The sequence below is a fragment of the Beijerinckia sp. 28-YEA-48 genome (genome assembly GCF_900104955.1).
In the GTDB taxonomy this organism is placed as follows: domain Bacteria; phylum Pseudomonadota; class Alphaproteobacteria; order Rhizobiales; family Beijerinckiaceae; genus Terripilifer.
On record NZ_FNSI01000002.1, the window covers coordinates 452,364 to 474,297 of the forward strand.

At 59.1% G+C, this 21,934-nt stretch carries 25 protein-coding genes; 9 read left to right on the forward strand and 16 right to left on the reverse strand.

Annotation, left to right across the window (positions count from 1 at the left end; all coding sequences use genetic code 11):
• Positions 1 to 38: 38 nt before the first annotated feature.
• A complete protein-coding gene (locus tag BLW50_RS30550; protein WP_139267793.1) occupies positions 39 to 263 on the reverse strand; it encodes a hypothetical protein in 225 nt (74 codons plus the stop codon).
• A gap of 47 nt (positions 264 to 310) precedes the next feature.
• Positions 311 to 1,141, reverse strand: coding sequence for an alpha/beta fold hydrolase (locus BLW50_RS29960; RefSeq protein ID WP_090710747.1), 831 nt, complete (start codon positions 1,139 to 1,141; stop codon positions 311 to 313).
• Positions 1,142 to 1,324: 183 nt separating this feature from the next.
• Here BLW50_RS29960 and BLW50_RS29965 point away from each other — a divergent pair, with 183 nt between their 5' ends.
• Positions 1,325 to 2,254, forward strand: a complete 930-nt coding sequence (locus BLW50_RS29965; protein WP_090710750.1) for a LysR family transcriptional regulator — start codon at positions 1,325 to 1,327, stop codon at positions 2,252 to 2,254.
• A 50-nt stretch (positions 2,255 to 2,304) separates the two neighbouring features.
• Here the strand turns inward: BLW50_RS29965 and BLW50_RS29970 are convergent, their stop codons facing one another.
• From BLW50_RS29970 to BLW50_RS29985, 4 genes are all read right to left on the reverse strand, one after another.
• The gene (locus BLW50_RS29970) at positions 2,305 to 2,763 is read right to left on the reverse strand and encodes a GlcG/HbpS family heme-binding protein (RefSeq protein ID WP_210186187.1); all 459 of its coding nucleotides are present in this window, start codon (positions 2,761 to 2,763) and stop codon (positions 2,305 to 2,307) included.
• Complete coding sequence (locus tag BLW50_RS29975; RefSeq protein ID WP_090710753.1) at positions 2,760 to 4,124, reverse strand: MFS transporter; 1,365 nt, start codon at positions 4,122 to 4,124, stop codon at positions 2,760 to 2,762. Before BLW50_RS29975 ends, BLW50_RS29970 begins: the two co-directional genes overlap by 4 nt.
• An 11-nt stretch (positions 4,125 to 4,135) precedes the next feature.
• Positions 4,136 to 4,900 carry an alpha/beta fold hydrolase gene (locus BLW50_RS29980; protein ID WP_090710757.1) on the reverse strand — a complete coding sequence of 255 codons (765 nt, stop codon included), beginning with the start codon at positions 4,898 to 4,900 and terminating at the stop codon, positions 4,136 to 4,138.
• A gap of 107 nt (positions 4,901 to 5,007) precedes the next feature.
• On the reverse strand, positions 5,008 to 5,883 hold the full coding sequence (locus tag BLW50_RS29985) for a helix-turn-helix domain-containing protein (RefSeq protein WP_244544538.1): 876 nt from the start codon (positions 5,881 to 5,883) through the stop codon (positions 5,008 to 5,010).
• Positions 5,884 to 6,053: 170 nt separating this feature from the next.
• On the opposite strand from BLW50_RS29985, the gene BLW50_RS29990 reads away from it, so the two are divergent.
• The gene (locus BLW50_RS29990) at positions 6,054 to 7,208 is read left to right on the forward strand and encodes an alpha/beta hydrolase family protein (RefSeq protein WP_090710933.1); all 1,155 of its coding nucleotides are present in this window, start codon (positions 6,054 to 6,056) and stop codon (positions 7,206 to 7,208) included.
• A gap of 24 nt (positions 7,209 to 7,232) precedes the next feature.
• Positions 7,233 to 7,892, forward strand: coding sequence for a c-type cytochrome (locus BLW50_RS29995; RefSeq protein WP_090710761.1), 660 nt, complete (start codon positions 7,233 to 7,235; stop codon positions 7,890 to 7,892).
• An 80-nt stretch (positions 7,893 to 7,972) separates the two neighbouring features.
• Here BLW50_RS29995 and BLW50_RS30000 read toward each other — a convergent pair whose 3' ends face one another.
• From BLW50_RS30000 to BLW50_RS30045, 10 genes are all read right to left on the reverse strand, one after another.
• Entirely contained in the window at positions 7,973 to 9,181 is a 1,209-nt protein-coding gene (locus tag BLW50_RS30000; protein ID WP_090710763.1) for an acetamidase/formamidase family protein, read from the reverse strand.
• A 14-nt stretch (positions 9,182 to 9,195) separates the two neighbouring features.
• Positions 9,196 to 10,203, reverse strand: a complete 1,008-nt coding sequence (locus tag BLW50_RS30005) for an ABC transporter substrate-binding protein (RefSeq protein ID WP_090710765.1) — start codon at positions 10,201 to 10,203, stop codon at positions 9,196 to 9,198.
• 9 nt (positions 10,204 to 10,212) lie between these two features.
• The gene (locus BLW50_RS30010) at positions 10,213 to 11,061 is read right to left on the reverse strand and encodes an ABC transporter permease (protein ID WP_090710767.1); all 849 of its coding nucleotides are present in this window, start codon (positions 11,059 to 11,061) and stop codon (positions 10,213 to 10,215) included.
• Positions 11,058 to 11,900: an ABC transporter ATP-binding protein gene (locus BLW50_RS30015; protein WP_090710769.1), complete on the reverse strand. Its 843-nt coding sequence runs from the start codon at positions 11,898 to 11,900 to the stop codon at positions 11,058 to 11,060. The genes BLW50_RS30010 and BLW50_RS30015 overlap by 4 nt, the downstream gene beginning before the upstream one ends.
• Before the next feature lie 182 nt (positions 11,901 to 12,082).
• Entirely contained in the window at positions 12,083 to 12,247 is a 165-nt protein-coding gene (locus BLW50_RS30020) for a DUF1427 family protein (protein ID WP_090710771.1), read from the reverse strand.
• Entirely contained in the window at positions 12,244 to 12,480 is a 237-nt protein-coding gene (locus BLW50_RS30025; RefSeq protein WP_090710773.1) for a DUF1427 family protein, read from the reverse strand. Before BLW50_RS30025 ends, BLW50_RS30020 begins: the two co-directional genes overlap by 4 nt.
• Positions 12,477 to 14,123, reverse strand: a complete 1,647-nt coding sequence (locus BLW50_RS30030; RefSeq protein WP_090710774.1) for an MFS transporter — start codon at positions 14,121 to 14,123, stop codon at positions 12,477 to 12,479. Before BLW50_RS30030 ends, BLW50_RS30025 begins: the two co-directional genes overlap by 4 nt.
• Before the next feature lie 47 nt (positions 14,124 to 14,170).
• Positions 14,171 to 14,602: a DoxX family protein gene (locus BLW50_RS30035; RefSeq protein ID WP_090710777.1), complete on the reverse strand. Its 432-nt coding sequence runs from the start codon at positions 14,600 to 14,602 to the stop codon at positions 14,171 to 14,173.
• A gap of 30 nt (positions 14,603 to 14,632) precedes the next feature.
• Positions 14,633 to 16,504, reverse strand: a complete 1,872-nt coding sequence (locus BLW50_RS30040; RefSeq protein ID WP_090710779.1) for an amidohydrolase — start codon at positions 16,502 to 16,504, stop codon at positions 14,633 to 14,635.
• Between the two features lie 121 nt (positions 16,505 to 16,625).
• The gene (locus BLW50_RS30045; RefSeq protein ID WP_090710781.1) at positions 16,626 to 17,279 is read right to left on the reverse strand and encodes a hydrolase; all 654 of its coding nucleotides are present in this window, start codon (positions 17,277 to 17,279) and stop codon (positions 16,626 to 16,628) included.
• A gap of 546 nt (positions 17,280 to 17,825) precedes the next feature.
• Between BLW50_RS30045 and BLW50_RS30050 the strand changes: the two genes are divergently transcribed.
• From BLW50_RS30050 to BLW50_RS30075, 6 genes are all read left to right on the forward strand, one after another.
• Complete coding sequence (locus BLW50_RS30050; RefSeq protein ID WP_090710783.1) at positions 17,826 to 18,026, forward strand: hypothetical protein; 201 nt, start codon at positions 17,826 to 17,828, stop codon at positions 18,024 to 18,026.
• Positions 18,027 to 18,257: 231 nt separating this feature from the next.
• On the forward strand, positions 18,258 to 19,091 hold the full coding sequence (locus tag BLW50_RS30055) for an alpha/beta fold hydrolase (RefSeq protein WP_090710784.1): 834 nt from the start codon (positions 18,258 to 18,260) through the stop codon (positions 19,089 to 19,091).
• Between the two features lie 9 nt (positions 19,092 to 19,100).
• Positions 19,101 to 19,355 carry a hypothetical protein gene (locus tag BLW50_RS30060; protein ID WP_090710786.1) on the forward strand — a complete coding sequence of 85 codons (255 nt, stop codon included), beginning with the start codon at positions 19,101 to 19,103 and terminating at the stop codon, positions 19,353 to 19,355.
• A gap of 11 nt (positions 19,356 to 19,366) precedes the next feature.
• Positions 19,367 to 20,200, forward strand: a complete 834-nt coding sequence (locus BLW50_RS30065; protein WP_090710789.1) for a DODA-type extradiol aromatic ring-opening family dioxygenase — start codon at positions 19,367 to 19,369, stop codon at positions 20,198 to 20,200.
• Positions 20,197 to 20,526: a Rieske (2Fe-2S) protein gene (locus BLW50_RS30070; protein ID WP_090710792.1), complete on the forward strand. Its 330-nt coding sequence runs from the start codon at positions 20,197 to 20,199 to the stop codon at positions 20,524 to 20,526. Before BLW50_RS30065 ends, BLW50_RS30070 begins: the two co-directional genes overlap by 4 nt.
• Positions 20,527 to 20,550: 24 nt before the next feature.
• Positions 20,551 to 21,930 (forward strand): aromatic ring-hydroxylating oxygenase subunit alpha, encoded by a 1,380-nt coding sequence (locus BLW50_RS30075; protein WP_090710794.1) that lies wholly within the window; start codon positions 20,551 to 20,553, stop codon positions 21,928 to 21,930.
• Positions 21,931 to 21,934: the final 4 nt, after the last annotated feature.

The window sequence follows — 21,934 nt, forward strand, 5'->3', positions numbered from 1 at the left end:
TCTATCATTCTTCGATCACCTACCCAAAGCTTGTCGCCCTACGGGCGATATCCATACTTTTTCATGCACGATCTATACATATTAACGGCAACGTTCTGCGCTGGATCGGCCGCATCAGTTGGCTTCGGCGCATTGTTATGTGCAAGCATCATACATTGCTCGACAGCTTTGGTTCGCGAAGGGCGTTGCGATTGGGCCGATGCGGGATGCGTCGCAACAATCGCGGAAACCGTGATGGCGAGACTGAGTGCAGAGAATTTCATAATTACTTCTCCTTGCTAACGGCCGAAAGCGATCCCAGCTGACCCAATCAATTTTTGATGAAAGCTATCAGATCAGCGTTGATCAGATCGGGATGGGTTGTGCACATGCCGTGCGGCAGCTTCTCATAGACTTTGAGCGAGCCCTGCCGAAGCAGCTTCGCTGATATGAGGGCGGAATCGGCAAGAGGCACGATCTGATCGTCATCGCCGTGCATCACAAGCGTCGGAATATCGACCGTTTTGAGATCCTCGGTGAAGTCAGTCTCGGAGAACGCCTTGATCCCATCGTAGTGGGCCTTGGCACCGCCCATCATACCCTGACGCCACCAATTTCTGATCACACCCTGATCAATTTTGGCTCCTGGTCGATTATAGCCGTAGAATGGACCGCTTGGGACATCCAGAAAGAACTGAGCTCTATTCTCCGCGAGCGCTTTCCGGAAATCGTCGAAGACTGTGATCGGCAGGCCGCCAGGATTCCTCTCGGTCTTCAACATGAGCGGCGGGACGGCCCCGATCAGCACCAATTTGGCAACGCGGCCTTTGCCAAATTGCACCGCGTAATGCAGCGCTTCACCACCACCTGTGGAATGGCCTACGTGGACAGTGTTCGAGAGGTTGAGATGATCAACCACGGACGCGACGTCAGCGGCGTAGTGATCCATATCGTGCCCTTCCCCGACCTGGGTTGAGCGGCCATGCCCGCGTCGGTCATGCGCGATCACGCGATAGCCCTGGGCCGCGAAGAACAGCATCTGGGCATCCCAGTCGTCCGAACTCAGCGGCCATCCGTGATGGAAGAAGATCGGTTGCGCACTTTTCGGGCCCCAATCCTTGAAGAAAATATCGATACCATCTTTGGAAGTGACAAATGGCATAATTGACCGCCCATCTCGCGACTTCGCAGGCTACGTTTGATCTGCCTGCGATGCAAAAGCCCGAACGGAGCTTTATTTGCAGAGCCTAGAAGGCGCGCCTTTTCCGGACAATCCGGTCAATCATCACCATGCTGTCCATGATTTAAGAACAAACGAAATTGGGCTTGTTGTAAGATTGATGACATGGATAAGTTTTCAAGCATTCGCGCCTTCACCAAAGTTGTGCAACACGGAAACTTCTCAAAAGCAGCCAAAGAGCTTCATCTCTCACGTTCAGCAATCAGCAAGTACGTCATCGATCTGGAGCAGCATCTTGGCGTTCAGCTCATGAGCCGAACAACGCGTAGCGCGCGACCGACAGAAAGTGGTCAAGCCTATTACGAGCGCTGCCAGAGCATACTGACCGATCTGGCAAATGCGGACCACCTTGTGGGTCAGCTTCAGAAAGCGCCTCGCGGGACGCTTCGCGTCAACGCCCCTGTATCTTTCAGCATATTGCCTCTGGGCGAGATCGTGGCCGATTTTATGGCCGCCTATCCAGACCTGCGTATAGAACTGATTACAAATGATCGGTTGATTGACCCGGTTCAGGAAGGGATCGATGTGATGCTTCATATCACTGAGCCGTTGCCATCCAGCCTGATTGCCCGGAAAATCGTCGATACACCTTGCATATTCTGCGCGGCCCCCACCTATCTGCAACGACGCGGAATACCCAATCATCCCGGAGATCTACGCCAGCACGATTGTCTTAACTACGGCAATCCAGCAACTAATAACCAATGGAAATTGACGGGCCCAACAGGAGACGAACATTGGATCCAGGTTCCCTGGACGCTCTGCTCCGACAATGCTGAGGTTCTGCGCGACGCCACGGTCAAGGAGCGAGGCATTGCGTTGCTGCCGGCATTCGTTACCGGCGCCGACTTAAGATCGGGAGTTCTTCACCCGATCCTGTCGCGGTACAAGGCGCCTGACATAGCGCTTTACGCGCTCTATTCTCCTACGCGACATCTGCCAATCAAAATCCGCGTCTTTATCGATTTTCTCATCGGGCGGTTCGGGCGACGACTGCCTGCAACGCCCACGAAACATGCTGAAATTGGCTCATAACGAATCCCAGCAGGAAGCCACTTTTCTGCGATTCTCGAATTATAAGACTGTCAGGGCGTCGGACTGGCACCAATCGCCGCTATGCCAGCGGCTACGGCCGCCTCATCAACATCGGACGGCGCGCCGCTGGCGCCCATTGCGCCGATGAAAGCACCTTTGAGAAACAACGGGAGCGCCCCCTTTGCCGGAAGCATCGGCGCACCAAGGCCAATGCTGGCCGCATTGCCCCAAACCATCGGATTTTCCTCATAGCGTTTGGCGAGGATGGCGCCGGGAATGCCGCCGGTTGCAGCCACTGCAAAGGCCTTGCCGCGCGCCACTTCGATTGTCACGAAAGCCGCGCCGTCCATGCGTGCGGAAGCCAACAAATGTCCGCTTTGATCGAGAACAACGAAGCTCAACGCCAGCTGGCGCTGGGTCGCATAAGCAACCGAGGCCTCAATCGCCTTCGCCGCCTGCCCATACGATAGTGTGGTGATCGTACGCGGCATCAGATCCGTCTCGTTCATGAATTTTCCTTGCGGTTCATATCGGCATTTAAGTTACGATGAAGAAGGCCGAGAAAGATCACCGTACAGGCCGCCGCGAGCGCCGGCACAAAAAGCACCGCATAGATCGTTGCGACCGACCAATAAGGAAATAGGAAGTGCCCGACGGCCAGCGGCCCCAAGATCGAGCCAATTCGGCCGATCCCAAGCGCCCACCCCACGCCCGTGCCCCGCATATGCGACGGATAGAGCGTCGCGGAGAGTGCGATCAACCCGGCAGCAGACCCGGAAGCAAAGAAGCCAAGCACGGCCGCGAACACTGCGCTCGCGCCAAACGCCGGCGCACAGATGCCAAGCCCCAACAACATCGTGGCAGCGAAACAGAATGACCAAAAGAGCGCGCGAAAGGCACCAAGCCGATCAATGGCAAAGCCGATGAAGCACGTGCCAATGACGCCCCCTATATTTTCAATGCCCAGGATGGATGCAGCCGCCTCCGTCGACATCCCGGCTTTCTGCATCAATGGAGGTGTCCAGAAGGCAACGACGACGATGATCAGCCAACCGAGAAACGATGCCAGCCAAAGCGCCAGGGTTGAAGCCGCGCGCCCCTGAGTGAACAGATCGCGGATCGGCGCCCCAACTGGCAATTGCCCAGAACGCACGAATTGACGCGAGCCCAGATCCGCCAGGTCTGGCCGTAATTTCGCGACGATCGCAGCGACCTGCCCGGCCGTCCCTCTGCCGCGTGCGACCAGGGTATCCAGCGACTCTGGTAATGCCACAACTAGAAGGACACAGACCAGCAAGGGCAGAACGCCACCGATTAGGAAGACCGGCCGCCATCCGGTTTCAGGAATGAGCAAGGCCGCGACAAAAGATCCGAGCATGCCGCCGAATGGCACCGCTGCCCACATGCCGGTGATGACGCGAGCGCGCAGAGCCCTCGGCACGTAGGAAGCGGCGAGACTGACAAAAGTCGGCGAAGCACCACCAAGCCCGAGCCCGCCAAGGAAACGCGAGACCAACAACAACCAATAACTGTTGGAAAATGCTGTCAGCAGCGAAGCGACACCGAACAACAGCGTCATTGCGATCAGGACCGGACGGCGGCCATAGCGGTCACCTATCGGGCCAAAAGCCAGGGCACCGATCAGAAAACTCACCTGCGACATGCTGAAGATCGTACCGAAGGAACTGACTGGAATACCAAGGTCAGCCGCGATGGCGGACGCCGAGGGCCCAATTGATTGCGTATCGAACCCGTCGAAGAGAGCAACTAAGCCACAAAGCGCAACGACGCGCCATTGCAACGCGGTCATTCGACCGGTCTCGACCGCATCTTCAACTTCAAATGGTTGCACCGACTGGATAGCGGACATCGACTCGTCCTTCAAACCGGCATATGGGCGTCAAGAAAGCGCTCGACCTCGGAGGCGAAAAGGATCGGCACCTCTTGCATCGGGTAGTGGCCACAGGCCGGCAGGACGTGCAGGATCGCATTTGGGTAGTCGGCGAGATAGGTGGCATGCATCGCTTCGGCGGTGACGCCACCGTCATGTTCCCCCACGATCACCAAGATCGGAATCGACAGACCGCGCGCCTCGCCAGCGAAATTGGCTTTGGTCCAGGCGTCCAGATAGCCGCCCATGGCTTCTGGCCGCGCGAAACGCGCGAGCCGCGCGGCGCTCCCGCGTGCCCAGGCCGGCGTATACCGGCCACCCGTCGTCCAGTTCAGAATACCCTGGCGCGCTTCATCTGCCCGGACGGCATTTCCGAACAATTGCTGGCCCTCGGACGGCATCGGCACGCCAGAGGCAGGCACTGGCGTCGCCGCGATCAGCGCAGTGACCCGTCCCGGCGCATCCACCGCCAGACGCAACGCCGCGGCACCGCCCATGGAATGGCCGAGAATGGCGAACCGGCCCCAGCCCAGATGATCAACCAACGCCTGTGCGTCCCGGCTGATCTCGTCCAGCGTATAAGCGCCATTCTGCTCCAACGAGCGGCCGTAACCGCGATAGTCCATGAAGGTGTAGGTGAAGGCATCCAAGTCGAGCGACGACAATGCTGGGGCGAACACCTCGCTATCGCCAAGCCACCCGTGCAAAACAAGCACGTGCCGGGGACCACGCCCGACCACATTATGTCCGATCATCTTGGTTCATCTCTCCCGTTGACGAGGCACGTCTAGCACCGCGCCCGCGAACGGAAGCCGCCGTTGTTTCCCAAGCCTGACCCGATTGTCCGATTAATGGGTCAACGTCAGCGCGCTTCTCCGCTCTCGCCCGAGCCGGCACCACTCAATACCAGCGCCCGCCGGCGGAATTCCCCGGGCGGGATCCCCACATGCTGAACGAAAAAACGGCTGAAATGGGTTTGTTCGCTAAAACCCAGATCCGCCGCGAGATCAGCGATACTGCGTTCGGTGCGTAAAAGCGCCGACGTCGCAGCGGCAACGCGCACCGTGTCGAGATATTGCTGCGGTGAGACCCCTGTGCATCCCTTGAACTGCTCAAAGAAGCGCGACCGCGACATGCCGACGCTTTCCGCGACTTTATCAAGATTGGGATTGCGTGCCGCCTGCTCCTGCAGAAAACGCATCGCCTTTCGAATCCGCGCGTCAGTAGAGCGCGAGGATAATTTTCGGCCGGTACTGCCATGCGCCAAGATTGTCTCATGTAGGAGATCGCCGATCACTCTCTCGATCTGCTGCTCTTGCAGATGCATGTCGCCGATGATGCATTCAGCCAACTGATCGATGGCCAGACGCATCGCCGGCGTCACCTCGATTGCAGATGAGGGAAAGAGCGTATCAAGAACCATCGGCAGACCACTTTCGCGGCTGCGAAGCCAGCTGGTTTCAATCAGCAGGGTCAGGTGTAGAGCCGGCCCTTCCGAATTGGCCAATTTACGATGCGGTTGCCAAGGATTGAACACAAGCGCCGTTGTATCGGTCAGCTTGAGAATACGGTCGTCTATGGCGAAAGTGCCGTCAATCCCACTCAGTTTGACGATCATATTGAGCTGCGCATGCGCGTGCGGCGCCAGCTGACGCGCCAAGGCATTAACAGTGACCCGCCCGAAAACGCCCTGAACGATACCGCTTGGAAAGCGAGCTTCATCCGGATGACTTACCACTTCAACCAAAATCGCCCTCTCCGGCTGTCGACACGTAAATCGGACGATTGGATCAGCGCCGGGACGCGTGGCCCTCCCCGAAATACGTCCGCAAATCTATCAGCAAAGCCTCACTGCGGAAAGCGAACGGCCGCCCGGCGGCCCCTGTACTCTGACTTTGGATGGCGAGCATGTTCTTTTATTTTCCCGGTAATTATATGTGGTCCCTAGGTGTCAATCGTTGCCTCGCCTCGGGTGGCCACTTCGGCGAAATCCACTGGGCCCTCCAGGATCTCCAAGACGCCGCCAAGCAAGCACCGCAAGGCGACAGCGAAGCTTGGCATAAGGCCTGGGTCAAGCTCGCCACTCAAACAGAACAGACCGGCCGCGACGCCCTCGCCAGTGGTCATAAAGCTACCGCCGCCGCCCAATTCTTTCGCGCAACCCATTACTGGCAATGGGCCGAATCGTTCCTGGACCCGGACGACCGCCGCGCCGCACCCACCTACAGCCGCCATCTCGACTGCTTTCAGCAATGGACGCAATTGCATGCGCCGGCGATCGAACTCGTCGAAGTCCCGTTCGAAAACACCGCCCTGACCGCCTATTACGTCCCCGCCGCCGGCGTGCAAAAGCCCGGCCCAGCGGTCATCCTCTGGGATGGTCTCGACGGAACGAAGGAGGAAATGTATCCGATGGCCGGGCACCTCGCCGCCCGCGGCATTTCTTGCCTCGCCATCGACATTCCGGGCCAGGGCGCCTCGCTGCGCCTCAAAGGCCTGACCGCCAGATACAATTCCGAGGAATCAGGCACCGCCGCCTATGAATGGCTCGCCAAACGCAGCGACGTGGACCCGGCCCGCATCGGCCTGATCGGGGCCAGCATGGGCGGCTATTCGGCGCCGCGCGCCGTCGCCTTCGAAAAGCGCATCAAGGCATGCGTCGCCTGGGGCGCGATCTACGACTACCACGACGTCTGGGTTCGCCGCCTCAACCAAAGCGCGGGGTCGACCTCAATGAACTACGAGCGCGCGCTCGGCACCACCGGCAAGCACTTGCTCAATATCTTCGGCGCCACCGACTATGACGATGCACTGCGCAAGCTTGAACCGTTCCACCTGCGGGACTGCGCCAGCCAGATTTCCTGCGACATCCTGCTGGTGCATGGCGAGGACGATCGCCAGACAAGCCTGGAGAACTGCCAGGCGCTCTTCAAGGCCATCGGCTCGCGCAATAAGCAATTGCGCATCTACACGCGCGAAGAAGGCGGCGCCTCCCATGTTCAGCTCGACCGCCAAGAACCGGCGGCGAGCCGCATCGCCGATTGGTTCTCCGATCACCTTTGACAAGATCCGCGCAAGGATGAGCCTATGCTCGACAGATCATTCGTCTACCGCAGCCTCCTGGTAGGGATAGCCGGACTAGCCCTTCTCTGTGGCCAAGCACAAGCGCAAGTACACGTGCAAGTCTCCACGGTCGAAGACTTGGTTCGCGACACCTGCGCGGCCTGCCATGGCCCGACAGGTGCAGGCCTCGGCAAGGATGCTCCACTTCCCAACATCCCGAGAATTGCCGGCCAGTTTCCGGAATATCTCTTCAAGCAGCTGACCGCTTTCAAGCCGGGCGGAGGTGGTGGCCCCAGCCATCGCGCCAGCGACATCATGGGGCCGGTTGTCGAGGGCCTCGACAGCGCGACCCTCCGCGGCCTCGCCGATTACTATGCCCGCCAGACGCCGGCGGAGACCCAGCCCACCAGCGCAGAAGCCATACAGCGAGGTATGAAAATCTATCGGGAAGGCAATCCGCAGGACAATCTTCCTGCCTGTATCAGCTGCCATCGCGAACGGGGCGAAGGCATTCGCCCCGATTTCCCCCGCCTCGCCGGTCAAAATCCCGAATATCTTGAAGGCCAGCTCAAAACCTGGATCAGCACGCGTGGCGGGCGCGGCAAGCTGATGACCATCATCGTCGGCTTCATGAAGGACGACGACATGAAGGATGTCGCCGCCTATATCGCCACCTTGCATTGATGAACGCTGGCGGCGATGCGCCGCCAAGTCAAACGGGACATCAGAAAGGGCCGAAGCGATCTGCTTCGGCCCTTTCTTTCTTACGCTGGACGCAGCGCACGCGACATACGATCCCGCATGTCGGTGCTGAAGATCGATTTCGGCAACATCGCATGAATCATCTTCGGCGGCACGGAGGAGTAGACGCTGCCGGTCTGGTTCGAATACTGCGTCACACGGAAGCTCGCGGTGAGACTGTAAAGCGCATAAAGATCGCGCTCGTCGAGGCCACTCAAACGATGACCAAGCTTCAGCGTTTTGACGACGCAGTCAGCCAGCGCCACGTCAAGATTATCGCCCAACCCGAAGGCAATCCAATGGGTCGGCGTTTCGACCACCGGCTCCGGATGCGGCACATTCTTATGCAGGATGTACTGAATGCGCATGTCCTCCATGGCGGACTCGATGCCCGTCTGGCAGACCACACCATCCGATTGCAGGGCATTGGTGTCGGCCGTCCACACTAAGCCACCTGGCCTTTGCACCGGCAGAAAAAGGGAAGTACCGACCACCAGTTCGGCCAGATCGAGATTGCCACCCCAAGAACCCGTCAAAATGCCACTGACCGGCTTGTCACCTGCTGGCTGTACAGCCACGATGCCTTGCGACGGAGCCAGTTTCAACCTCACGCCGGACACGAACTCCGTCGTCTCGCGGTCGGCGTCGAAACGCATGTAGCGCAAGTAAGGCCGATCGAAGTAGTTCGGCAATGCGCCGACCCCGAGCGGGAATGAAGTCCACCCCCAGTCGATCGGCCGCATTTTCAAGAAGCGTAATTCGATCATATCGCCAGGTACGGCGCCGCGCACAGCCACCGGACCCACATTCGAATAGGGACCGGACGCGTATTTCTTACGGATCGGCTCGCGCTCCTCAAACGTCATCCCGTATTTGGCTTCGTTGCCCCAATGGGTCCAGGTGTTTGGATAATAGACCACGTCGCCCGATTCGACTGTGATCGCCGGACCGCGCGTCGGATCGAGAACGCCACTGCTCACCGTCTCCTTGGTGCTCGGCAACTCATGCGTCTTTCCTATGGGATAATCGGGCAGCGCCATCGCTGATGCTGGCTGTGCCGAGGCGCCGTTCGACGGCAGAGAACTGGCAAAAAGGCCGAGCCCTCCCGCGACGAGAGCGGAGCGCCGCGACACCGTCACTGGGTTAAAGCCATCAAGTCCTTCCGCTTCGATCCCGTCGGCAATTCCCCGCCCCGGCATGACTGCGGGATTCAATCGTAGATAGCGATACATACCCTTTCCTCCTTTTAGATCCGTCCGCCAACGGCTTGCAACGCCGCCGCGCGCTGGTCGTTGGCGATGAAGCTGCTGATATCGGGCTTGGTCTTCAGGACCCCTACTTCCATCTGCCAGGCAATGAACGCATCGACATGAGCTGTCGATGGCGCCATGTCTTCGGGAAAACCGACCGAGACCATGTCGGTGGCCACATTAACCTGACGGCTACGCAAGTCGCGGACCACCGCCTCCTTGTCTCCGCTCCGATCGAAAGCATCCCGGTAGTCCTTCACGCCGCGCAGATAGCCGCGCAGCAAGCGTTCCCCGGCATCGTGGTTACGGGTAACAAGTGACGGCCCGAACATAAGGTAACCAGCGGGGAAGTTCGGCTGCACCTGATCCATGCTGACGACGCGGACCGCATCGGTCCGTCGAATGAGCTCAGAGGCATAAGGCTCCAGCAGACAGGCACCATCGATGGCCTTGTTGATCATCGCCGGCAGCACGTTGCCGATGCCAGTCGAGACCAACTCCACGTCGCGGCGACCGATGCCAGCCGCATCGCCGTATTTTTTCACAAGCCAATGGGGCGGTGCATTCTGCCCGAGCGCCAGCTTCAGTCCTTTCAAGTCGGCCGGCCCTTTGAAGCGACCCGAGTCGACGAGTTCGCGGCGAATGACGAGGCCAATTACGCCATGGCCCGGCGCGTGCTCGCCGGCGGAGGCAACAATCTTGGCTTCGACGCCGCGCGCCATCAGATTGAGCAAGCCGCCGGAAATGCCCTGTGTCACGGCATCAATCGCGCCCACCGCCAAGGCTTGACTACCCTCCGCCGTATCGCTGAACGGGTACAATTCGACATCAATACCTTCAGCCGCAAAGTAGCTTCGACTATCGGCCAGCCCGATGCCGACGTCATAAAGCGAACGCAGAAGGCCGATCTTGACTTTCGGCCGCGCCGTCTGCGCCTGGGCTGATGCAGCAACAAGCGCTCCGCCAGCAGCCAAAATGAAACGTCGACTAACGACATGCCCCATCGCGCGCTCCTATTTCCGTTTCCAAGGAATGAGCTTGCGCTCCGCCACATCGATCAAGGCAAAGGACACGATGCCCAGCACCGCTATGGTGATCAGGCCGACATACATGTCCTCGACCGAAAGTGTCTGCCAGGACTGCCAGATCAGATAGCCAAGACCGGACTTGCTCGAAAACATTTCGGCGGTGACGAGCAGCAGCAGAGCAATACCCCAGCCGAGACGCAGCCCAGAGAAGATATTCGGGAGCGCGCCAGGGAGCGCGATGGTAAAAAACGTCGCCAGACGGCTCGCACCGAAATTCGTCCCAACATCGAGATAGATGCGATCGATATTGGCGACGCCGGTCGCCGTTGCCACCACCACTTGGAAGAACACACCGACGGCGATGATGGCCCATTTCGATTCTTCCCCGAGGCCGAACATCAACATCAGCAGCGGCAGAATGGCCACTTTTGGAATCGGTAGCAGTGCGCCGATGAGTGGCTGCACGGCCGCATTGACGAGACGGTTCAGCCCCATCAAACATCCGACAACCACCCCTGGAATGGCCCCGATAACAAAACCAATGGCCGCTCGCGTCAAACTGGCGCTAATCTGCGCCAGGAGTGACTCATCATAGGGCACGTCCATAAGCAGATGCCTGAACGTGCCGAGCACAGATGATGGTGCGGGAAAAAACCGTTGATCGAGCCATCCCATCCGACCGCACATTTCCCACAACGCCAATAGTGCCAGGGGCGTGACAATGGAGGTCACGCGCTCGATGTACCGCTCGCGACCGCTCTTGAAAGAGGTAGCATCCGGCGCCACGGGCAAAGTGATCCACGGCTCTCGTACGACCTGGTTGGATATGCTCATGGCCGCTCCATCGATTTGGCCGCCGCGCGCTGTACCTCGCCACGCAAATGATCCCAGATCAACGCGCTGAGTGCGCCGTAGTCCGAGTGGCTTTTCATCGCATAGACGCCGCGCGGCCTAGGGATCGTGTTAACGACATCGTGCTTGATCGTGCCTGGACGAGCGGTCATCACCAGCGCGCGATCCCCAAGCACCAAGGCCTCGTCGATCGAATGGGTGATGAACAGAACGGTCTTTCGGCTTTCTTCCCAGATACGCAGCAATTCTTCCTGGAGGATCGACTTGTTCTGCTCGTCGAGCGCCGCGAAAGGCTCGTCCATCAGCAGGATCTCTGGATCGTTCGCGAAGGCCCGGGCGATGGATACCCGCTGCTTCATGCCCCCGGAGAGCTGATGCGGATAGGCTGCGGCAAAGGCGTGAAGGCCTACTTTCTCGACGTAGTAGTCGACCGCATCACGCACTTCCGCAGTGGGAACGCCGCGTCGACGCAGACCGTAGCCAACATTGTCGCGTACTGTCATCCATGGAAAGACGGACTGCTCTTGGAACACCATCGCAGTGAGCGGACGGGCGACATCTTCCTGCCGAATCTGCACTTCGCCTTCACTGTGTCGTTCGAGGCCGGCAAGAATACGAAGCAAGGTTGTCTTGCCGCACCCGGATGGTCCAACAATGCAGCAAAACTCGCCCGCCTGGACATCGAGATTGACATGCTGCAGCGCTTGAATGCGCTGTCCGTTAACAGAAAAGCTTTTGCCGACGTGACGCAGTCTAATTTTAATATCGTCAGAGAGGGTGAGCGGCCTCGCTTCATCCCTGCAATCCGTCGTCCCGCCCATTGATATCGCCTTTCGACCACAGGAAGGCGGCCATCGATACCGTGGCCTCGTCCGTGCGGTGGCGAAATTGATAAAGGGGAGACCGCCTACTTTGGGCGCCCTGATATCCGAACCTTGACCCGATCGTCCGATCTGTCGCCGGATCACGACAGATTGATTGGTCGCGGACGTCAGCTATCCTGTCAAATCTTTCCGATCAAGGCATCGGTTGCAACAAACCCCACGGTCATGGCAATGACCAGCAGCGCGCCGACAATCTTTGGCGGCGCGGGAACCGGCAGATCGAACCAGCGGCAAGCGCCACCGATACACACGCCCAAGCCGACACCGACGATTGCCGCAATCATGCGCCCGTTCCCGTCGATCTGCTTGTGCGCACATCGCCGTCGGGACCGCCGCACAAATGGCGATGGCGCGCTTCCCGATGCGCCGCGAACTGATCAACCAACACGTAGCCGACGGTCATGGCCAAAACCACCGCTGCGCCAACCATCGCCTGAGGCGCGGGCAATGGAACGCCAATAAGACGGCAGCCGACACCAATGAGAATTCCAAGCAGCAATCCGAGAGCGATCTTCATGACCCCCTCTCCTTCTGCGCCGGTTCGGCGGCGATCAGATGTCTAACGGTGGGCGTACCAGCGAGTTGGAACTGTTGAACCGCATCTTGCAGCTCTCTATCCGCATTAGTGCTGCGCTCATGCTGGCGAAGATGCTCCATCCAGGAATCGACGAGGAAGGCTTCAACAAAACGTCCCTCCTGCGCGGCATCTTCGAATATACCCCATTGAAAGGCACCGTCGCGACGACGCGCGTGGGCAAATTTGGTGATGGCTTCCAGGAAGAGCTCCCGCTTCTCGACGTCGACCTGGTATTCAACGCTCACCAGGACCGGCCCCCGGTCAGCTTCAATATCGCGCGCGATTACGGGCGCCGGCCAATGCATGGAAGGCGTCAGGTCGCTGCCGGCTCCCGTCTGGAGCTTCCATGGTCTTAGCAACGGCACGCTCACCAAGGCGGCAAACGCCGCGACCATATGGGTCGCAGGCAGACCAATGACCACCGCCACATGTCCCCAGATGGCGCTGCCAAGTGTCAATGCGCCAAACATTACGGTGACAAAGACCGCCAGACCACGTCCCCGCACCCAGGCCGGCAACGCAAGCTGAGCCGACACATTCAACGTCGCTAAAACGGCGATCCAGGAAATGCCGGCCACCAAACTGGCGACAAGCGCCGTGGCCGGATGGCGCGCAAGGCCGAACAGCGCCATGGCGAGTGCTGTTCCTACCGTACCAGCCATCACCAATCGATCGGCCCCAAGCCAACGTTTTAGACGTGGCAGCAGAAAGGCTCCGCCCACGGCACCAACGCCGATCGCGCCGAGCAGAACACCATAGAGTTCGGGCCCGCCCCTGATCTGATGGCGCGCGACCAGCGGCAGCAAAGCCCAATAGGCGCTGGCAAAGACAAAGAAGCTGGCCGCGCGGATGGCTGTTGCACGTAGGTGTGGATTGTAGCGCACGTGGCGCAGACCGGCGCGGATCGCACCGCCGAAATGCTCCGGCGGCAGACGCGGACCCGTGTCGGCTGAAGGATGCCACCAGATCAACGCGCCGATCACCCCCAATGTTGTGACCGCATTGATCCAGAATGGCGCCGCCATGCCCCATTCCGCAATAATGAGCCCAGCCAGTGCCGGGCCAATGGCGCGGCTGACATTGATGCCGACGCTGTTCAAGGCCACCGCTGGTTGTAGTTCCTGGCGGGGCACGAGTTGCGGAACAATCGACTGCCATGCCGGAGCAATGAGCGCCGCGGCGGCTCCAGTCAGAAAGGTAAAGACAAGCAGAAGCTGCGGCGTCACCCGGTCCAGCCAGACCAGTAAACCGAACAAGCTGACCAGAAGCGCGATCAAGATTTGAACGGAGATCAACAGGCGCCGACGGTCGATAATGTCGGCTAGCGCCCCTGCCGGCAGAGCAAAAATGAACATCGGTAACGAAGCCGCAACCTGAACCAGCGCCACGACCAAGGGATCTGGATCGAGATTCGCCATCAGCCAGCCGGCCGTGGCGCTTTGCATCCACGTGCCGATATTGGAAACAACCGTGGCGGTCCATAAAATCGTGAAAACTTGATAGCCGAACGGGCTTAACGACGAGCCGTCCTGCGGCGGCGAGGAAAGCAGTTTCGGCTGCGCAACGGGCTCGGCCTCTGACATGGCAAGGTTCCTGAAGCGCCCACCCAAAGGACGGCGCGGCCCTTCCGTTATCCGCGTTCGCGTAAGTCTTGCCAAGCCACCAGGAGGAAGCCGCCGACGAGACCCAGATGCTCGAAGAACGAATTCGCCATCATAAAGCGATCCGGCGTGGTGATTTCCCAGAAACGGTTGGCGACGAAAGTCGCCATCAGAGTGAAGCCGGCTAGCCAGAGCGCACCCAGCCAGCGATAAAAGCCAATCAAAATCAGTACGGAGGCGACCAGTTCGGTGACGATCGTCGCGATCGCCAAAGGGGTCGCCGGGGTCATACCAAAATGCTGCATCTCGGCTATCGCGCCGGGAAAATCGGCCAATTTGTTGAACCCGCCTTGGAGATAGGCTGCACACAGGCCCAGCAGCGCGATCCAGCGTAGTGCTTCCGATTGCAGAATGCGTCGGATCCAAGCCGGCGGCGGACTTTGTTCCAGACAAGCTGCCATGGCTTGGTCCTCCCCGACGCGTGTGCGCCGCTAAAACGCCCAGCATGAGCATCCCAGCGCTCCCCAGAATGAACTTTGATCGGACACCGCACCGGTCGCCATGGCGCCCCATGCGCCTGCATGAGCGTGTCCGTGGACGCCGCAGGACTTGGCGCAGCCGCACGCGGCGGTGAACGCATATTTACGCTCGGCTTGACCGGCACGCCCCTGATAGCCACCAAAAGTGCGCACCGGCGACCAGTCCGGCATGGCCGGCGGTAACGGTGGCGCGATATCCTTGAAATCGCCATCGCCATGTACCGGCTTGCCGCCCAGCAAGGTCAGGACCGACGCAATGTCCTGAATGGCATCCTCGGGAACATTGAAATAATCATCAGACAGAACAGCCAGATCAGCCAACTGCCCGACCTTGATCTGCCCCTTTTTGCCCTGCTCGCTGGAAAACCAGGTATTCGCCTCAGTCCACAGGCGCAGCGCCGTTTCGCGATCGAGTCTGTTCGCTGCCGGATAGAGCGTCATCCCGCCGACCGTGCGGCCGCTGACCAGCCAGAACAACGAAATCCAGGGGTTGTAGGACGCAACACGGGTCGCATCGGTGCCGGCGCCAACTGGAACACCCAACTCCATCATCCGCCGGATCGGAGGCGAACGTTCGGCCACACGCCGTCCATAACGTTCGACGAAATACTCGCCTTGATAAGCCATGCGGTGCTGCACGGCGATGCCGCCGCCAAGCGCTGCAATCCGTTCGATATTGCGATCATCGATCGTTTCAGCATGGTCGAAGAACCAATTGAGACCCTGGAGCGGCACATCGTGGTTGACCTTCTCGTAGACATCGAGCGCCCGCGAGATCGTCTCATTGTAGGTAGCGTGCAGGCGCCAAGGCCAACGATTTTGAGCCAGAAGCCGGATCACCGGCTCAAGTTCATTTTCCATCTCTGGTGGCAGCTCGGGGCGCTCGACCTGAAAATCCTCGTAGTCGGCCGCGCTATAGACCAACATCTCGCCGGCACCATTGTTGCGGTAACTATCGTCGCCCTGTCCCGGCTTGACCTGCTTGGCCCAGGTCGAGAAATCCTGAAGCTCCTGTTTAGGCTTCTGAGTAAAGAGATTGTAGGCGATGCGAACTGTGAGATGACCTTCGCGATGTAATTCCTCGACGATCTGATAATCCTCGGGATAATTCTGGAACCCACCGCCAGCATCAATCACGCCCGTGATACCCAGCCGGTTCACCTCGCGCATGAAATGGCGCGACGAATTCTTCTGATATTCGGGCGGAAGCTTCGGGCCCTTCGCCAGCGTCGCATAAAGAATGGTCGCATTCGGCTTGGCGATCAACAGGCCTGTCGGCTCCCCACCGCTATCGCGAACAATCTCACCGCCGGGAAAGTCCGACGTGTCCCGCGTATAGCCGACGGCGCGCACGGCCGCCCGGTTCAACAAGGCACGATCATAAAGATGCAAAATAAAGACCGGCGTATCCGGTGCGATTGCGTTGATTTCCTCAAGCGTTGGTAGCCGCTTCTCGGCGAATTGATGCGCCGTAAAACCACCAATGACCCGGATCCATTGTGGTGGCGGCGTGTGCTCGACCTGCCGCTTCAGCATGCTCAACGCATCGGCAAGCGACCTAACGCCATCCCAACGCAGTTCCATATTGTAGTTCAAGCCACCGCGAATGATATGCATGTGGCTGTCGATCAGTCCGGGAATAACCCGCCGCCCCTTGAGATCAAGGGCCTTCGTGTCTGGACCGGACAAAGCCATGATCTCTCGGTCGGTCCCCACGGCGATGAATTGGCCGCCCTCGATTGCGATCGCCGACGCCTGGGGCTTCTGACGATCCAGGGTCGTGATCTTGCCGTTGAAGAGAATAAGATCGGCAACAGCACTCATCGCACGAGCTCCCGCGCGTCGAAAACAGGTTCGGCATCCGCCGTCACGACGAGGCCCAGCACGAAGCTACGTCGATTGGACAGATCTGTCATCGTGCAGCATCGGCATAACCAACCATCCGTCAGGCCCCTTCATGACCGCCAAACATGGTCTTGGCGTAGATGAGGCCGAGCCCATAGGCCCCGCCAGACTTCCTCGCCAGTCCGGTGGTTGCGTCATAGGTCTCCGTCCGTGCCCAGTCACGTTGTAATTCCAAAAGGTACTGCAAGGATGTCATCGGCCGCGCTCCGGCCTGCACCATCCGATCCATAGCCATATCGTGCGCCTCTGTGGAAACGTCACCGCATGCATCGGCGATAACAAACACTTCGAACCCCTGATCGAGCGCCGACAGAGCCGGCCCAACAATACAGACCGACGTCCAAAGACCGCAAAGGACAATACGGCTTTTGGCGATCCGATTGACCTCTTCAATGACAGCCTTGTCCTCCCACGTGTTCATACTCGTGCGATCAAGATAACGCGCCTGCAGGAAGGCTTCCTTGATCTCATCGAACATCGGACCCGAAAATACTTTCTCGGCCACGGTTGTGAGGATCGTCGATACGTTGAAAATTCTGGCCGCGTTCGCCACAAGGCTCGCATTGTTGCGGAGCAACACCGCATCGATCGATTTAGTGGCGAAGGCCATTTGGGATTGAAAGTCGATCATCACCAAAGAGTGATCCGCTGGTGTCAGGAGAGTTTTTCCAGGCACCGGTTTGGCAATCGGCATATCAAGCCTCCTCCTTGGAGTACGCAAGCCCACGCGGAACTATCGAGACCGCTCAACATGACGACTTCTGGCTTGTTCAGCGCGCGTCGTTTTGAAACCGCCCTATAGGCCGTGGTCCAACGTGTCTTATGTCCGCCAAACCCTAGGGGCCCCGTTTTCCTGCTACAATCCGATCAATCGTCATCACACTGTCCACGATTCATGGACAAATAACTGACGACAGGAAGCGGACGAGCGCCGTATAGCGATGCCAGAATAGTCGTCGCCCGAATTACATTCTGATGCGACACAGCAGATTTTGCAGGGACAGCCGCAACCATCGATCTCGACTGCGCGTTATCGGCCGAACAAAGCCCAAGGCTGCTTCAGCGGTTCAAACAAAAGCGCGATGATGCGCTTACGCACGTCGCCGCCCCTAACTCGAACCGCCAAAACGCTTAATCAAGCGGCCGGCGGCGCATTGTTATGTGCAAGCATCATACATTGCTCAACAGCCTTGGTTCGCTAAGGATGTTACGATTGGGCCGATGCGGGATGCGTCAATGAATGGCGCCAGCAGGCGACGAACGTTTTGACGGAAACAAGACGCCGCTCCTCCTTCGCGGACAACTCAATTCGCACGCGATCGCTATTGAAAACCACACGCTCTGCTTCTTGAGAAGGGAAAGGCCCGACGTGGACGCGGCCGATCAGTCACGCTCCCACAGCAAGCGAAGACGCATCGATCTGCCTTTTCTCAACCGCTGACTATCGGAGCAATCCAAAGCTCCGTCGCCATCAACAAATTGAGGCTTGTCCGCGCTGGAAAAGCTATTGAGAGCCATTGGTCAGCTTGGCCTAAATTTTCAATACTTTTTAGTATTGACAAAATTGCCTATTCAAAATATTTCATAATTACCCCGGAATTTTGCAATTTTTATGCACCTCAACCTTAATTCCCCAAAACATAACAGTACCTTTTGGTACTTAGAGGCCCCTATGCGTCAAGCTCAACCACACGAAAGCAGGCGCACCATCGATGCCCTGGGGCACCGGACCAACTATCACGACGTGGGCAGCGGGCGCCCGCTGGTGCTCCTGCATGGTTCGGGCGCAGGGGTCAGCGCCTGGGCCAACTGGAACGGCGTTCTGAGTGATCTGGCACAGTCCTTTCGCGTAATCGCTCCAGATATCGCCGGCTTCGGTCACACCGAACTCAAGACCGAGACCCGCTACGACATCAAACTCTGGGTGGCGCATTTCATCGGCATTCTCGACGCCCTGGACCTCGATCACGTCTCGATCGTCGGCAATTCCTTTGGCGGCGCGCTGGCGCTGGCGACAGCCCTGTCCCATCCGCACCGCGTCAATCGACTGGTGTTGCTCGGGACACCGTGCGGCGAATTTCCCATGACGGACGGCCTGCGCGCCCAGCTCGATTTCGACGGCACGCGCGAGGGCATGGCCCAATCGATCAGCTTCTTTCCCTATGATGCCAGCATCATCACGGACGCGCTCATCGATAGCCGGCTCGAAGCCGCCACCCGGCCCGGCGCGCTGGAAGCATTCCGCAAGCTGATGCCGGCGCCTCAGGGGCCGGAGCGGCCTATCGTGCGCGGCATTCCCCTCACCTCCCTCGCCACCCTGGACCATCCGGCATTGATCCTGCACGGGCGCGAAGATCGCGTCGTGCCTTTCGACCGGGCGATCGACATGCACAGCGCATTGAAGAACTCGCAACTGCATAGCTTCGGCCACTGCGGTCACTGGGTGCAGATCGAGCGCCGCAGCGAGTTCCTCCATCTCGTCTCTCATTTCATGCGCCAGAGCTAGGAGACCGTCATGAGCCGCGATGTTCTGGAAAAGGTCCTCTACGATCTGTCGACCAGCCGGCAGAACAAGGACGGTTTCACCGTCGACCCGGACAAATATCTCGCGCGCTATCCCATCAACGAGGCCGAGCGCGCCCTGGTGAAAACCTATGCGGTGCGCGAACTGGCTGATCTCGGCGTCAACACGATGTTGATCTGGGGCTTCTGGCTGCAGAGCGGACGCAGCAATGCTGCCTATATGGCCGCCATGAAAATCAACCGCTGAGAGAGGACACCATGGCACATATCGTCGGCGGTTTCATCGTTCCACACAATCCGATTATGTTCGCCGCGCCCGATGCGGCTCCTGAGGCCGCGCGACAGCGCATCTACGGCGCCTATGCTGCGGCGGCGGAGCGGATCGGCGCGCTCGGCGCCACCACAGCCGTCATCATCGGATGTGATCACTACATTCTTTTTGGCACCCATTGCCTGCCGCAATACATCATTGGTACCGGCGAAGTCGAAGGTCCGCTCGACCAATTGCCCGGCCTAAAACGCGGGCCGATCTCGGCCAATCCCGCTCTGGCGCGCCATATTGCCGAAACCGGCTTCGCGGAGGGGTTCGATTTCACGGTCGGCCGCATGATGACCGTCGACCATTCGATCGCCATTCCGCACAAACTGCTGCTCGCTCCGCATCCAGACATCACGACCATTCCCATCATGCTGGCGGCCGGTGTCGATCCTTATTTGCGCAAGCGCCGCGCCTTCGATCTCGGCGGTCTGATCCGCCGCGCCATCTCCGCCTTTCCCAGCAACGAGAAGGTCGTCGTGATCGGCTCCGGCGGCATTTCCCATTGGGTCGGTAGCGAACAGACAGGCCGCGTCAATACCGACTTCGATCGCCTCGTGCTCGATGCCGTGGCCGATGGTGATGTCGACGCGCTCATCGCTCTCGACGACGATTACATTCTGGAACATGGCGGCAATGGCGCCATGGAAATCCGTACTTTCATCTGCGCCATGGGCGCCATGGGGCCAGTGCGCGGCGATATCATCGCCTATGAGCCTGTCGAAGCCTGGATCACCGGCATGGGCTTTGCCGAACTGCGGACGGTCGATCCATGAGCGACACCACTCTGGCGCCTGTGCGCCTGTGCCCGATCAGCCAGGTCAGCGATAACGAGATCCTCAAAATCGCCATCGATGGCCATGATGCGCTTGCCGTCGTCAAATCGGGCGACACCTATTTCGTCTGCGACGATCTCTGCCCGCACGCGGCGGCTTCTCTGGCCGAAGGCTATCTCGAAGAAGGCCGTATCGTCTGCCCGGTTCACTATGCCGAATTCGATCTCGGCAGCGGCGAGGCGCACCACGCGCCGCCTGGGTGCGGCACGCTGCGCTTCTACAATACCGCGATCATCGACGGCGATCTCTTTGCTTATCTGAGCTGACGCACGGCAATAAGGACAAGTTGGATGCACACATCATCGCGGCCGGATATGCGCCCCGTCTATCCCAAAGCCGGCTCCTATCCGGACTTCGCCCAATTGGTCAAAGCCGACGGTATGCAGGTCGATCGGCGCGTATTTGTGGATGAACAGGTTTATCAGGCGGAGTTGCGGCAGGTCTTCGGCCGCGCCTGGCTTTTTCTCGCCCACGAAAGCCAGATTCCCAACGCGGGCGATTTCGTGCGCACCTATATGGGCGAGGACGATGTGATCGTCGTGCGCCAGCGCGACGAGAGCATCAGCGCCTTCCTCAACTCCTGCCCGCATCGGGGCAATCGCGTCTGCCCCCTCGACAGCGGGCAGAAGGCGCGCGGCTTCATCTGCAACTATCACGGCTGGTCCTTTGGTATCGATGGCAAGTTGCGCGGCACGGACGGCAATATCTACGAGAGCGATCCCTCCTTCGAGCAATCGCACGTGCGCCTGACGCCTGTCGCTCAGGTGCAAAGCTACAAAGGCCTGGTTTTCGGCACGTTCGATCCGGCAGCGCCGCCGTTACCGGAATTCCTGGGTCCCTTCACTTTCTATCTCGATGCTGTCCTCGATACCGACGCGGAAGGCACGGAATTCATCGGCGGCTCGATCAAATCGACGATGGAATGCAATTGGAAACTGCCGGCGGAAAATTTCGCCGGCGATGTTCTCCACGCTTTCTGGACCCATCAATCCGGCGCGCAGGCGATCCTCGGCGGCCCCGTCAATCTGGGCGAGAAGAACGACCGCTCCTTTCATGCCACCGTCTATGGCCACGGAATCGAGAGCAATCTCGATCGATACGGCAATATCCGCACGCTCGGTTACGACGAGATCAACCGCTACGCGCGCGAGCGTTTTGACGCCATCAAGGAGCGGCTGGGCGAAATGCGCGCCCGTCTCTATGGCTCCGTCTCGTCCTGCACGGTCTTTCCCAATTTCTCCTTCCTGCCCGGACAATCCACCTTCCGCGTCTGGCACCCGAAGGGCCCTAACCGCGTCGATCTCTACACCTGGACCTTGGTGAACAAGTCGATGCCGGCGGACATCAAGGACATGTATCGCAAGGGCACGATGCTGACCTTCTCACCCGGTGGCATCTTTGAAATGGATGACGGCGAGAACTGGGAATATGCGACGCGCATCAACGAGGGCTGGGTCACCCGCCATCAGCCCCTGCACTATGGGCTCGGCCTCGACAGCCGTGTCGAGGACAGCGATATGCCCGGACACATCTATCGCGGCTCGCTCAACGACGCCAATCAGCGGCATTTCTACATGCGCTGGGCCGAGTTCATGCAACACGACAATTGGCACGATCTGCAGAACGGGCCCACTGCTCCACCGCAAAACATCGTCCGCGCCGCGGAATAGGAGC